Genomic DNA, 13,867 nt, shown 5'->3' with positions numbered 1-13,867 from the left:
TTCCCTTAAGCACTCTTTTTTAACTTTAAAAACTTTTATCTCTTCTAGGATAATTATCTTACTTACCTATTATCTCAATTAAGTGAGCAGCCTCTTAATATTAGTTTAGTAGTGCTAGAAAACAAAAGAGAAGGCCTACCACTTTTCGGTAGGCCTTCTCAGTTATTAGATTTTTGTTACTTATGCAGCTTTTTGAATGGAAGTGATGTATTCTTTACCTTTCTTTGTATCGAATCGTCCTTCCCACTTAGACATAACGATTGCCGCCAAAGAATTACCGATTACATTAACAACGGTACGAGCCATATCAAGTAATCTATCAATACCAGCAATAAATGCTAGTCCTTCTAGTGGAATACCTACAGTTCCTAGAGTCGCTAATAGAACGACGAATGAAACTCCCGGAACACCAGCAATACCTTTAGATGTAACCATTAATACTAACATTAAAGAAATTTGTTGAGAAATACTTAAATCGATTCCGTACATTTGAGCAATGAAAATTGCTGCTAATGCTTGATAAAGTGTAGAACCATCTAAGTTAAATGAATAGCCGGTTGGGATAACGAATGAAACCACGTCTTTCGGACATCCGTATTTCTCCATTTTTTGCATTACTTTTGGCAATACACTTTCTGAACTTGCTGTAGAATAAGCAAGGATGATTTCGTCCTTTAAAATCTTAACGATATGAAGTAAGCTGGTTCCGCACATCTTCGCGATCCCACCTAATATCACAACAACAAAGAAGAGCATTGTCGCATAAACGCAAATTACTAATTTTCCAAGTGGAATTAAGGATTCTACACCAAATTTTGAAACCGTAACTCCTATCAAGGCAAAAACACCAAATGGTGCAAATCTCATTACTTGATTGGTCACCCAGAACATGGCATCGGCAGTACCTTGGAAGAATGCTAAAACAGGCTTTCCTTTTTCACCGATTGCAGCAATTCCTAATCCGAACATGACGGAAAAGAAGATGATTGCAAGCATGTCCCCATTCATTAAAGATTCGAAGATATTTTTCGGAATAATATTGACAAAAGTATCGGCAAAACTATGACTTGTTGCTTGTTCGGATGTGTCAACATAGCTTTGAATATCGCCTTTAGCCAGCTTTGACATATCCACTCCAACGCCTGGTTTAAACAAGTTGGCAGCAAATAAACCTACAATAATCGCAATCGTTGTAACAATTTCAAAGTAAAGAATCGTTTTACCGCCGAGTTTACCCAGCTTTTTCATATCCCCAGTACCAGCAACCCCAAGGATTAACGTTGAAACAACAATTGGAATGACAATCATTTTAATCAATCGAATAAAGATGTCTCCGATTGGCTGTAAATATGTTGCTACAGCAGGATTTCCATAAAAAATGGCTCCGACTATTATCCCTAAAACCAATCCGACAATAATTTGGTAAGCTAAGCTAAACTTAAGTTTTTTCATCGAATTTCCTCCCCATTTTTCTTAATGTAAACGCTTACTAATTTTTGAAAATTGTAAAAGTAAAATGTAAAATTTATTATATGGGGAGACTACTGAATCCTACATAATCCGACATGAAGTGAATTAGAATCCGTCTTATTGCTTATTAGCAAATAAAGAAATCTTTGTTAATACTGGCAATGTGCCTAGTTGCGCTTATTATAGCTTCGTCTTCGCGAATGTCACTTGAAGTTAATCCAAAGCTGTCACAAAAAAAAACCCCTTCACTCTCAAAAGATCTGGGGAAGTTAGTGCTATGAAGTTGAAGTGTATTTTTCTAATGAATCAAAATACAAGACTTGGAGAAATTTTTTTATATTTATTTTTACTTTCGTGGTTTCATTGCTTTCCTGATCCAATTCTTTCATGCGTACCCTTATTTCTTGAAAATCGAAATAACGAGGTGCATAGTATTCGAATTTTGGATTTGTATAATCAATAGTTCCTAGTGAAGCTAAGTTGTTCATTGCTGCCATAATTGCCCGACGGATGCGCTGCTCAATTGATTTAATTTCCTTTTTTATATCTTTATCTGAATCAGAAATAACCTCATATAATTCCTTAAGAGGGGGCAATAGTGATGAGGAATCTTGGCGATTTATTAGAAACTCCATCATCAATACCATATCTCCACTTCCTGGTTCTCCGATAATTCCCATATCATTTAATATAGAATAGACGATTTCTTTCACGCTTTTTTGTTTTGGCGTTAACTTGGTTTGTTCCACGGACGCCAAAGATTCTCGAATCGTCATTAAAGATTGTCTCAGACGGAATTGTTCTGCCGTCTTTTTTAAAATACTTTGTACTTCTAACCTATTGATAGGTTTATGAATAAAAAATTCAATACCTTTTTCATAGGCTTCACCTACCATATCTTTATTTACCACTTGAGAAATCATGATGAACTGTCCTTCAAATCCTTTTATCCTCAATTGTTCGATAGTTTCAATTCCGTCCAGTTTAGGCATGAAAAAGTCGATTAGAACAACATCTGGACGTAAAGAAAGGATGAGAGGAAGTGAATCGACTCCAGATTCTGCTTCACCGATAACCGTTCCAAGATTTCCATCTGATATGATTTTCTCTAGCATTCTTCTGCTAGCTGAATCGTCGTCAACAATAAAATATCTCAGCTTCATCCACCTCTTTTTCTTATGGTATCAGTAGGGATTTTAAGACGAAATGTAGTACCTTCTGTTTGAGATTCTACTTCAATTTGGCCATGAAGTGTATGAACGATTTCATGAACATGTGATAAACCTATCCCTGTTGCAGCAACCCCATGATCATTGTATTTTGTTGTATAGCCAGGTTCAAAGATGATTGATATATCCTCTTCGGGAATCCCAATCCCCGTATCATTGATAATAAATATAATAAACTCTAATTCCTCGAAGATTTCGATATCGATGTTTCCTTTTTCAGAAATGGCTTCCACAGCATTAGCGGTCAGATTATTTAATAATGCAAGTAATTGGATATGTTGGTGCGTATAAAAATCTATCGACATGTTCAGATTAAATGAGATTTTTTTCTTTAACATTTCACTATACTTTTTATTAGCGGTAACCACAAATCCTAACACATCAGAGAGAAAAAGATCCTCATTACTTTTTTGTATCGTGATTTTCGACAGACCTGAAAGAATCCGCTGTGAATCTTTTTTCACTTCGTGTATTTCTTGAGCAATGAGTAATGCTTGCATGCCTAATTCGTCAAGGTTGCTCTTTTTTAATTTTCGATATAAATCATGGCTTGATGCCGTGATTTGTTCTATATGATTCATGGATTTTTGAAGGTAAAGGGATTCTGAATATAATTCCGATCCAACCTCGAGCATTTCTTGCATCCGTTTCTTTTGTTCCGAAACAGTAATTGTACTATATAGTCCAACAACAAAATAACTACGGAATATGGCTACCACACTTAACAAAGCCCATTCTCGAGGTCCTAAGTTCTCATGAATTAAAAACCAGTAGCGCATCAGATGCTCTATGCCGTTCACTAAAAACTCTATCCCTGCAGCCAATAAACCAAGTAGAAGCGGAAAAGTCTTGTATTTCTCTATATTAATAAAGCCAAGCCCTATACCATACAGGAAGTAAAATAGAAAGGCGGGTAAATGATTCTTTATGCTATCCAAGATAGGGATGGGATCAAATATCATATCTCCCAGAATACGAAAGCAAAAGACTAGCATACCGGTGAAGAATCCTGTTTTTGCGAATGAAGCAGGAGGCTGGATAAGAACAATTAGAAAAAAAATAACACTCCCTAAACCAAACCGGAAATACTCGCCGTTGAATGGAATTACTTTGATTTCACTTGCAAGCTCAGTTAATAGAGCAGTAAAAATTAAAGTAATCCATTTAGATTTATGAATTAATTTGAAAAATGAATTGGAAGAAAGCATTTTTTCTCCTTTGGATATTAGAAGAATTTTTTAATACAGATAAGGAATCCTATTAGAAGCAGAATTGGAATAATAATGTCATCATATCAATAATTTGGCTTTGGGAAAAATTATCATTCATAAATTACCTTTACAAATAAATAGTATATGTTTAGAATAAATCTATTATTTCGACAAAACAAGACATTATTCGACAAACGAGAGATTCTGGAGGTTTAAATGGATTTACTACGGAAGAAACAAGTAGGGAATGAATTATCTAATAATTCACTCAAAAGAGTTTTGGGAGCAGTTGATTTAACCATGTTAGGTGTAGGTGCGATTATTGGAACTGGTGTTTTTGTTCTGACTGGAGTAGCAGCAGCCAAGTACGCTGGACCAGCACTAATCCTATCATTCATTATTGCAGGTTTAGCATGTGTATTCGCTGCACTTTGTTATTCTGAATTTGCTTCCATGATTCCTCAATCAGGGAGTGCATATACTTATAGCTACGTTGCCTTTGGAGAATTATTTGCTTGGATTCTCGGATGGGACTTAGTTCTAGAGTATGGACTAGCTTCTTCTGCAGTAGCGAGTGGTTGGTCAGGATATTTTCAAAGTTTATTATCAGGATTTGGTTTGCATTTGCCAACTGCATTAACTAGTGCATTTAATCCAGATAAGGGAACTTTTATAGATTTACCAGCTGTCATCATTGTACTATTGGTTACTATGCTACTTTCTAGGGGAGTAAAGGAATCAGCAAAGTTTAATACGGTCATGGTTATTATTAAGGTGGCTGTTGTTCTTCTTTTCATTGTTATTGGTGTATGGTATGTTGAGCCAACAAATTGGCAACCGTTTATGCCATTTGGATTCTCGGGGGTAGTAACAGGTGCTGCTGTAGTTGTATTTGCTTATTTTGGTTTTGACGCCGTTTCTACCGCAGCAGAAGAAGTAAAAGATCCTCAGCGGAATCTTCCAATCGGGATCATATCAGCATTGGCTATTTGTACGGTTTTATATATTATCGTATCTTTAATCCTTACAGGGATTGTGCCGTTTGACATGTTAAATGTAAAAGACCCAGTAGCATTTGCGTTACAGTTCATTGGGCAAGATTGGGCAGCAGGATTTATCTCCCTTGGTGCAATTGTTGGGATTACCACTGTTCTTATTGTAATGATGTTTGGACAAACACGCCTATTTTACGCAATAAGCAGGGATGGGCTACTTCCAAAAGCATTGTCTTCTGTTCATCCGAAGACTCAAGTCCCTCTGAAAAGTACTTGGGTAACAGGAATATTAGTTGCCATTTTTGCAGGTTTTGTGCCTCTTGATAGATTAGCTGAGTTAACAAGTATTGGTACACTATTTGCGTTTGCAACTGTTTCACTAGGTGTTGCAGTTCTGCGTAAAACCCACCCAGATTTAAAACGTGGATTTAAAACTCCTTGGGTACCATTAATTCCTATATTAGCAGTTCTATTCTGTGGGTACCTTATGATGCAACTTTCATCCTTTACATGGATGGGATTCCTTGTTTGGTTAACAATTGGTCTAGTCATTTATTTTGCTTATGGATATAAAAACAGCAAATTAAATCTAAGTAAACAAGCGAATAAATAGAGTTTATTCAACCCTGATACGGAATTTCCTTTAAAAGGAGATTCCCTATTAGGGTTATTTTTTGTCCATTCATTATTGAGCTTCAAATTAGGCTTCTATGGATAATACCTCAAAATATTTAATAGATCTCATTAATGGATAAATTTTTTATTAGATTTTGGGTTAGAATTGTTGAAAAATCGATATTTGGGGATTTTCGATTGTATTTTGGCCATTTCGATTGTATTTTTCATGGTTTCGAAGGTATTTTTCCAGTTTCGATAAAAGATATCGAGTCCCTTCTAGATAATATACAGGATATTAGGTTTCAAGGCTGAAAGGAGGATGGAAATGCATAATGGAGTATTAAATGGAGCTTTATTTCACATAAATGCTAGTTTTGATTCCTTTTTTGGGGACTTTGCCTAAAAATTACTTCTATAATAAAGCGTCATGCTCCCCAGTACGAATTTTTTCTAGCCTAAAACTAAAAGAGAAGATGTGTCAGCACTCTTCTGCAAGAGGCAACACATCTTCTTTCTACTATTATATGTTAGTTATTATTTGCATCCAAATCATCATAATACGTTCCAGGTGTTTGCTCTGCGTTAAATGTCCAATCTACACGAAGTTTATCGCCTTGGAATTGGTTTTGATCTTCTTTATTATCGACAAACTCGAATAATACAAACATTTTTTCTTTTTGCCCAGCAGGGATGCCATCAGGTCTTGTTGTGTTGCCTACAAATTCATCAATAGCAGTTAAGTCAGGCTTCTGTTCTTTTAAATCATATAGTGTAGTCTCGACAATAGGGACGGTAGCACTGCTTGTATTATACATAATGGTGACTTTAATATGCTTTGCAAAGTCATCGGTATTATCGCCTTTTCCATCTTCAACCGTGTATTTTGTATCCAGTAATACTTTGTAGATATCCAATGTACCGTTGTTTTCTAAAGTGAATTCACGATAAATTTCATCCCCTGGTTTAAGGTTGTCGATGTTAATTACAGCATTAGGGTTAACCGCCAAATCTAGTGTTCCTGCTGCAAACGTATTGTTCGTTTGTACCGAGTCGCTAAAGTAGGCGAACGTTCCTCCACTCATTAAAGATAATCCTAATGCAGCCGTCATGACACCTTTACTTACCGCCTTTGTAAAACTCATTCCTTCATCCCCCATTCAAAATATGTAAGAAAATATATTAAACTCTTATGTATTCTTTTATACATAGGAGGCTTAACCAAATTTGAATCATGATAATTGAGACTTTTTTGCTTCTAAGTCTTTTGCTGCCCCTATAATTGAGCGCAATGCTGAAAGGAACAATAGTAAACCAGGTATGAATAATAATAGGGCAGAGCCTAATTTAGAATTAGCAATATTCATTGCATACCCTACGTATGGAATCGTAAAGTTAGCATACTTCCCAACGATGTCTTGTGATTGAACCGTCCATAAATCTGGACCATCATTATTATCACCCTTCGTTTTATAGGAAACCTTTTCATTTTCTTTATACACTTCAATGATTCTATGAGTTATTAACTTTTGATCCTTTTGAAAGGTGATGATATCTCCTTTTTGATAAGAAGTAGCTTCTCCACCCAATTTAATAGTAATGATTGAACCTGTTTGGAAAGTGGGTTCCATCGATCCTGATAAAACAGCCTTTATTTGGTGATCTAAGATTGTTGGCTCCCCTCCCGAAATTCTCGAGGCCAAAACTATCATTGCTAATAAACAGACCACAATTAGGAAGGAACCACCTAGCAATCTATAGGTTACCTTCAATATTTTTTTCTTCTTCTTCATGCTTTATCGCTCCCTCAACTAAATCTCCTGATGCTGATTCCTCATCCTGTGTTTTTTGTTTCTCTAGTGCTTTTTCTTCAAGTTCCTTGATTTTGGAACTGATTGTAGAAAGGATGTTGGATAGATGTTGCATATCAATCGTTGCCTGTACTTCCTTCACAAGCCTATCAACGTTTTTATAACCTTCATGCACATAATCATACGCTTGATTTCCAGCGGCTTTCTGAGAGTAGGAATCTAGTTCTAAATGAATGCTTTCTAATTCTTTTAATAGGTGAGACAAATCTTGTTCAATGTGAGTGATTGCAATCTGTTTTTCCTGTAATTCTTGTAGTGAGGCATCTGGTGAAATGGGTGTGATCGATTCATGTTTGTTATGCATCGATATTGAAATAGTCTTTGCTTTATTTTCTAGAAGTTTAATCGTTGAAGGAAAAACAAAAGCAGCTGACATTTCGATGGTTTCTAAGGATGCTTGTCTAGAAAATGAAGCTTCTGTTTCTCCTACTAATTGAACTCCTGTATAAAAAGAAATACAGCATATACAGGGAAGGATGATAGCTTTATGAAATGCAGCCTTCAAAACATTGCCTCCTTTCAAGACCGCTTTATAGCCTTCATTATCTCTGAATAATCGGGAAATTGTTATTGGGTTATTTTTACCCAGAATCCTAGTAGTTTTTTGTCGGATTGCCTCGGAATGGGGGAGAGGGTGTATAAATTGGGCCATTTATTAACCCAATTGACCATATTCGTAAATTTCTTAATAATTCAAATTGTTACAACTCCACATTTTATGAAGAGGTGAGTCTATGAAAAAGAAAAACCAGAAGAAAATGAAGGCGAAAGTAGTCATTCCAACGGTTTTAGCACTATCTGTTGCATTTGGAGGACTAGCATTTCCAACGACCCAGACGAAGGCATCCGAAGCATCAATTCTATTTCAAGCACAGGGATTAAGTAAGGAAGAGGTTGTAAAAGCGTACCTTCAGTCAAAAGTAGCTGATGTAGGATTAAAGATGGCTACAAATATCGGAGATCAATTTAAAGTGGTAAGTGAGCTTCAGGATAGTACAACGAATACATATCATGTACGTACTATCGAGCAGTATATGGGCATTCCGATTTATGGTTCTGGCCAAGCTGTTGCTTTGGATCAAAATAATAATGTTTACGCATCCTTTGGGGCGGTAACACAAAAATTAGCTCGAACCATCATTCCAACGGAAGCATCGATTTCTGAAGAAGATGCTATCGCAACAGCCAAAGATGGGGTTGTATCCCAAATCGGTACAGTTAAGCATTATGATGGTATTGACTCTGAATTGACCATTTACCCTTATGAAGGAAAAAACTACTTAACTTATTTAGTAAAGGTATCCACTTCCGTACCAGCGCCTGGATACTTCCATTACTTTGTAGATGCTACAACAGGAGAAGTAATTGATAGTTTCAATGCTGTTCATGAAGCGGATTTACCTCAAGTCACTCCGATTTCAGGGAGAGGACTCGATGCTTTAGGAAAACTACAAAACTTTATTGCAGTAAAAGATGCTGCATCTGGTACTAACTATTTGCATGGTGCAGCTATTGCAGGAGGTACAACCACAAATCCTAATATAGTACCAGTCCATACTTACGAAGCAAGACGCATGGGAGAAACTGGCTTCATCCTGCTTTCGGGACTTTTAGGTTTCACAGGATTTGAGGTGGAAACTAAAACGAATTTCTTTGCTGACCCTGCTGCTGTATCTGCACATACCAATTCGGTAAAGGTCAACAATTATTATCAAAGCATTCACAAGCGTAACAGCTTAGATGGCACTGGTATGCCATTAATCAGTACGGTTCATATCGGTTCCAAATGGAATAATGCTGCTTGGAATGGAAAGCAAATGCTTTACGGAGATGGGGATGGAGTGACCTTCAGTTCATTAGCTGGAGGCTTGGATGTAGCGGGTCATGAAATGACGCATGGTGTCATTTCAAAAACAGCTAACCTAACGTACCAGGATGAGTCTGGTGCAATCAATGAATCGCTTGCCGATATCTTTGGGGCATTGGCTGAAATGCATGCAAATGGAACTACTAGCCCTTCAGAGTGGGAGATGGGTGAAGATATTTTCACTCCATATAAAGCTGGGGATGGAGGATTACGTTCTCTAAGCGATCCTGGCTCTAAAGCACTTAGTACAGCTTATCTTCCATCAGGTCGATATCCAGATCATTATGATGGTCGCTACTTAGGCACTTTAGATAAAGGTGGCGTTCACATTAACAGTAGTATTAACAATAAAGCAGCCTACCTAATTTCTGAAGGAGGCACACATTACGGAGTGACAGTTACAGGAATTACTCGACAAAAAACTGAAAAAATTTACTATCGAGCACTTACTCTTTACCTAACTCCTTCATCCGGCTTTAAAGAAATGCGTCAGGCTGCAATTCAAGCTGCTAGAGACCTTTATCCGGATAAAAACGGTGCACCATCAAAAGAAACAAAAGCAGTAATGGATGCTTATGATGCAGTAGGTGTTCCTGCACAATAACTTAGGAACAAACCATGAAGGATTCGTCTTTCATGGTTTTTTTATTGTAGTTCCTTGTTTCTTATGGACTATTTGACCATAAAGTTTGTAGGAAGGAAGTTTCGAATTGAGAAAATGTGAAGGAAGTCCTGACAAAAATAAAGAATTAGGACTAACAATATTGCATTCGGATAGTTGATTTAAATTAGATTGTCTTATGTTAAGGAGAGACATACATGTTAGAAGGAGAAATCATAAAATATTACCGTAAAAAAGCAGGTCTATCACAAGAACAATTGGGAAAGGACATATGTACAGCGACCCATGTAAGTAAAATTGAACGAGGTCAGACGAAGTATTCAGCAGAAATTATTACATTGTTTTCTAAGCGTCTTGAAATCGACATCCAGAAAGAAATTGAATCGTTCCAAAATATTGAGCAAAAACTCCATCAATGGCATAACGCAATCATTATGCAAAGAATGAAAGAAATAGAAAAGAAGAAACAGGAGATAGATACCTTCTTCAAAAAGAATTCTTCCAATAACCATGCAGGTCTTTATAAACTACTACTATCCAGATATTATTTATTACATCAGAATTCTGATAAAGCTCTTAAACTGATCAATCAAATTGAAAACCAAAATCTTATTTTGTCTCCATACGATAAAAATCTACATTTGCATGTCTTAGGGTTAGTCTATTTACAAAAATGTAATAACTTCGAATCACAAAATCGTATTAAAGCCATTGAAACACTAAAAAGAGTGAATGACAAAGAATACGGTAATGAAGAGATTTACTATCATTTAGCTATTGGATATCATTGGATTGAATCCACAATAAATGCATATATCAATGCAGAAAAAGCCCTTGAATATTTTAAGAGAACAAATAATTTTTCCAGAGCAATCCAAGCAGAATCCGTTATACTTGTACAAAAAGAAAGCGCGACCGAAGCTGACTTTGAGGAAAAGGTTGAACGATACCTACAATTAATCGATGACAGCCAATCACTTGGTAAAACAGAAATTACAGCCATGCTTATTCATAACTTAGGATTTGCATACTACAAAAGAAAAGACTACTCCAGTGCTCATGATTATTACCGACAGGCTTTAAACATGGCAAATAAACAGTCTTCTATATATCTTAATCGCTTATTTAATTATTTAGATAATTGTATAGAGGGAGAGTTATTTACTCGTAAGAAACTATTGAAGCGGGTTTCTGAAGGTTTTTCAATTGCAAGAGATCTCGATAATCCACTATACAAGCATTTATTTAAACTATTGATCTTACAAGTGGAGGACCAAATAAAACAATACTTTATCTATTTGGAAGACAAAGCCTTTCCATTTTTAAAGGCAAATAACACGATGACATTGATTAATAAGTATGGAAGACAATTGTACAATCATTATGTTAAAACAAAGCAATTCGAAAAGGCTATGAAGATTGGTGATATTTTTGTCAATAAGACTACTCATCAGTAATGTGACTGGAAAGATCGCCGGAGTTAGTTCAGGCGATCTTTTTTAAGGCTCTTTTCGTTTAGATTGTTGTTATTAGACGATATAGTTTGTCCGTTGATTGCAGCGAGAGGCACTTGCTTTCCGCGGGGAGGGTGGGAGCCTCCTCGGCGTTACCACCTGTGGAGTCTCCCACTTCCCTCTTTTTTCCGCAGGACATTGAATAAGCTTCCTCGATTAAACACCGCACAAAGGAAATGCGAATGCATTTTCGAGGAGCGATTGCCCTCCACTACAATCAACTCTGAAAGTTAAAGTTAATTTACATTAAAACCAATATACTTTAAGAAAACAGCCTTTTTTTAAGTAATTCAAATTAATCCCTTCCGGCTTTAATAATAAGGTGTGCTACCTTTTTAGGATTAGACTGTGCTGTTGAAAAGTGGTCACCATGACCTTGGATTAATCGGTAAATTCCTAAGCGACTAGATAAATGGGGGTGCCAGCCAAATTCACCAGGAGGAGTAGCCGTATCCTCCAAGAGATTAATGTAGCTCTTAGGAATCTTAAGCTGAAAAAATTTTTTTAGGTTTAATTTTTCACCGAAAGGCTTTGCTGGTTCAGGGGTAATTTGTTTATAGAGATACTGTGCTAGTGTATGGTCTGCTAAATTAACAAAAATATCTCTGAAAAATGGAAACGGAAGTAGAATAGTATTATCAGAAGACTGGTTAGCTAAACCTAAAAAAAATTGCTGTATTGACGAAGGGAACTGGTCTGCTAGGCTTTCGCCATCATTAATGACAAAGGCATTCCAAAATACTAACCTCCTTATTCGCTCTGGAATTCTTTCAGCTACTTTCTGTATAACTGAACCGCCAAAGCTGTGACCGACAAGAATGATATTCGTTAAATCGTGTACATGAATATAGTCAACAACAGATTTTGTGATGATTGAGTGTGTCACGTTTTTGTTTTTATCTTGACCATGTCCAGGTAAATCTGGAGTGTAGACTATATGCCCTAAATTTCGTAATTCTTCAGAAATCCCTCTCCAAAAGCTTGAGTCTGCCCATGAACCATGGACAAGCACGAAGGTCAAAGGTGGTTGATGCCAATCAAAATCTCTATTAATATACCCTTCCTGTACGAAAATAGCTTCGTACCCATTTCCCCAACTAGAATTGTAATTAGTTTTGTAAGAATCTATAAGAAAATTGTGCATAAATTCACCATCTTTATATTTATTCTAAGGAGTAATCAAATACCAATCTATTCAAATAATAAGAATTTGTGCAAGTATCACAGTTTAACCTCTTAAATACATGCAAGGGGTTTAACGCTAATAATTTAAGGAGGTTTTGTTTAGAATTATTGAAAGTGGATTCTGTTTTAGGAGAGTTCGCTGATAAAATAGGAATAAAGCTAATATCATCATTATTTCGCTATAAAAAAATATAATTAGCTATTATTTCGAATCTTTAGCTATTAAAAATGAAATTCCAATGATAATTAGCATTTAGCAGGAGAATCACACGATGCAGGAGAAATTATTTTTATCTTAAAAGGAGGGATAAAGTTTGATAATTAAAAATCGTAACAAGTCGGATCTATTGCAGAAACTCGAAGCACTATTAAGGAGGCTACCTAATGATCATACTAAAATACCGATAATAAAGAAGGATTATGCCAAAAGCTTAGCGGGCTACAAAGGCGAAAGGTCCATTGACTATCCACTAAGTTTTCTTCCCCAACATAAATACTCCATATTGCATGATCTCCGCTTATTCGACGGCTCCCATTACTTTCAAATTGATACACTGATAGTTTCTTCTTCTTTCGTAACTATCATTGAGGTGAAAAACATTTCAGGAACACTAGTATTTGATCAAACCTTCAATCAGTTAATTCGAATTAATGAAAATAGGGAAGAAGCTTTCCCAAATCCAATTATTCAGGTGAAAAGGCATGTGGAGCAGCTAGAAAAGTGGAGGATTGCATCAAATATCCAGTCATTTCCTATTGAACCGCTTGTGGTCATTGGTAATGAGCGGGCAGTCATAAAAGCTTCAAATAAATCAGTATCTCAAATCGTTCTTCCACAGGGGCTTCTAACTAAAAGAATAATGAAGTTTGAAGAAAAGCATAAGGTTGAAGAAAATTCCTCTTTTAATCAAGCTCTCTTAATTGAAAAGCTACTATGTGACCACATTAAATTATCCCCTGACATTCTACAAAGATATCAAATTCCCATTACAGATCTTCAAAAAGGTGTTCAATGTTCACACTGTTCCATTTATTCTATGAGAAGAATTCATGGGGGATGGGTTTGCGAACATTGTTCTTTTACCTCGAAAAATGCTCACCTACAAGCATTAAAGGATTATTCACTCTTAATAAGTAGTGAGATTACGAATCTACAAGCCCGAGACTTTCTACATATTAATTCTATTCATACAACCAAACGAATATTAAATTCAAAGAAAAGTAAGGGGTATAAGAAAGGGAAATCGTATTTCCTGGATTAGGATTAATCCCATTAAAAAAAGAGTAA

General features: G+C 36.0%; 11 protein-coding genes. 4 read left to right on the top strand and 7 right to left on the bottom strand.

Annotated features, from left to right (window positions below; translation table 11 throughout):
- Positions 1-180 precede the first annotated feature (180 nt).
- From G3O09_RS00690 to G3O09_RS00680, 3 genes are all read right to left on the bottom strand, one after another.
- Positions 181-1,452 carry a cation:dicarboxylate symporter family transporter gene (locus G3O09_RS00690; protein ID WP_163099051.1) on the bottom strand — a complete coding sequence of 424 codons (1,272 nt, stop codon included), beginning with the start codon at positions 1,450-1,452 and terminating at the stop codon, positions 181-183.
- Positions 1,453-1,745: 293 nt separating this feature from the next.
- A complete protein-coding gene (locus G3O09_RS00685; protein ID WP_163099676.1) occupies positions 1,746-2,627 on the bottom strand; it encodes a response regulator in 882 nt (293 codons plus the stop codon).
- Between the two features lie 2 nt (positions 2,628-2,629).
- Positions 2,630-3,907 (bottom strand): sensor histidine kinase, encoded by a 1,278-nt coding sequence (locus tag G3O09_RS00680; RefSeq protein ID WP_163099049.1) that lies wholly within the window; start codon positions 3,905-3,907, stop codon positions 2,630-2,632.
- 219 nt (positions 3,908-4,126) lie between these two features.
- Here G3O09_RS00680 and G3O09_RS00675 point away from each other — a divergent pair, with 219 nt between their 5' ends.
- A complete protein-coding gene (locus tag G3O09_RS00675; protein ID WP_163099047.1) occupies positions 4,127-5,518 on the top strand; it encodes a branched-chain amino acid transporter BcaP in 1,392 nt (463 codons plus the stop codon).
- Positions 5,519-6,050: 532 nt separating this feature from the next.
- Here G3O09_RS00675 and G3O09_RS00670 read toward each other — a convergent pair.
- From G3O09_RS00670 to G3O09_RS00660, 3 genes are all read right to left on the bottom strand, one after another.
- A complete protein-coding gene (locus G3O09_RS00670) occupies positions 6,051-6,665 on the bottom strand; it encodes a TasA family protein (protein ID WP_163099045.1) in 615 nt (204 codons plus the stop codon).
- An 87-nt stretch (positions 6,666-6,752) separates the two neighbouring features.
- Entirely contained in the window at positions 6,753-7,313 is a 561-nt protein-coding gene (gene sipW, locus G3O09_RS00665) for a signal peptidase I SipW (protein WP_163099043.1), read from the bottom strand.
- The gene (locus G3O09_RS00660; RefSeq protein WP_163099041.1) at positions 7,276-7,896 is read right to left on the bottom strand and encodes a DUF4047 domain-containing protein; all 621 of its coding nucleotides are present in this window, start codon (positions 7,894-7,896) and stop codon (positions 7,276-7,278) included. The genes sipW and G3O09_RS00660 overlap by 38 nt, the downstream gene beginning before the upstream one ends.
- Positions 7,897-8,125: 229 nt before the next feature.
- Here G3O09_RS00660 and G3O09_RS00655 point away from each other — a divergent pair, with 229 nt between their 5' ends.
- Both G3O09_RS00655 and G3O09_RS00650 read left to right on the top strand, forming a co-directional pair.
- Positions 8,126-9,862, top strand: a complete 1,737-nt coding sequence (locus tag G3O09_RS00655) for a M4 family metallopeptidase (protein WP_275898284.1) — start codon at positions 8,126-8,128, stop codon at positions 9,860-9,862.
- A 215-nt stretch (positions 9,863-10,077) separates the two neighbouring features.
- On the top strand, positions 10,078-11,337 hold the full coding sequence (locus tag G3O09_RS00650) for a helix-turn-helix domain-containing protein (protein ID WP_163099039.1): 1,260 nt from the start codon (positions 10,078-10,080) through the stop codon (positions 11,335-11,337).
- Positions 11,338-11,689: 352 nt separating this feature from the next.
- Here G3O09_RS00650 and G3O09_RS00645 read toward each other — a convergent pair whose 3' ends face one another.
- The gene (locus G3O09_RS00645; protein ID WP_163099037.1) at positions 11,690-12,538 is read right to left on the bottom strand and encodes an alpha/beta hydrolase; all 849 of its coding nucleotides are present in this window, start codon (positions 12,536-12,538) and stop codon (positions 11,690-11,692) included.
- A gap of 355 nt (positions 12,539-12,893) precedes the next feature.
- Between G3O09_RS00645 and G3O09_RS00640 the strand changes: the two genes are divergently transcribed.
- On the top strand, positions 12,894-13,841 hold the full coding sequence (locus tag G3O09_RS00640; protein ID WP_163099034.1) for an NERD domain-containing protein: 948 nt from the start codon (positions 12,894-12,896) through the stop codon (positions 13,839-13,841).
- The last annotated feature ends 26 nt before the right edge of the window (positions 13,842-13,867 follow it).

Source organism: Peribacillus alkalitolerans (assembly GCF_010882125.1).
GTDB classification, from domain to species: Bacteria; Bacillota; Bacilli; order Bacillales; family DSM-1321; genus Bacillus_BN; species Bacillus_BN alkalitolerans.
Note: the sequence above shows the minus strand (reverse complement) of the source record. Positions and strands in the feature narration are given on the sequence as shown.

Coding starts and splice junctions, on each gene's coding strand:
- G3O09_RS00675 (WP_163099047.1), top strand. CDS start 4,127: ATGGATTTACTACGGAAGAAACAAGTAGGGAATGAATTATCTAATAAT.
- G3O09_RS00680 (WP_163099049.1), bottom strand. CDS start 3,907: ATGCTTTCTTCCAATTCATTTTTCAAATTAATTCATAAATCTAAATGG.
- sipW (WP_163099043.1), bottom strand. CDS start 7,313: ATGAAGAAGAAGAAAAAAATATTGAAGGTAACCTATAGATTGCTAGGT.
- G3O09_RS00690 (WP_163099051.1), bottom strand. CDS start 1,452: ATGAAAAAACTTAAGTTTAGCTTAGCTTACCAAATTATTGTCGGATTG.
- G3O09_RS00645 (WP_163099037.1), bottom strand. CDS start 12,538: ATGCACAATTTTCTTATAGATTCTTACAAAACTAATTACAATTCTAGT.
- G3O09_RS00655 (WP_275898284.1), top strand. CDS start 8,126: ATGAAAAAGAAAAACCAGAAGAAAATGAAGGCGAAAGTAGTCATTCCA.
- G3O09_RS00670 (WP_163099045.1), bottom strand. CDS start 6,665: ATGAGTTTTACAAAGGCGGTAAGTAAAGGTGTCATGACGGCTGCATTA.
- G3O09_RS00650 (WP_163099039.1), top strand. CDS start 10,078: ATGTTAGAAGGAGAAATCATAAAATATTACCGTAAAAAAGCAGGTCTA.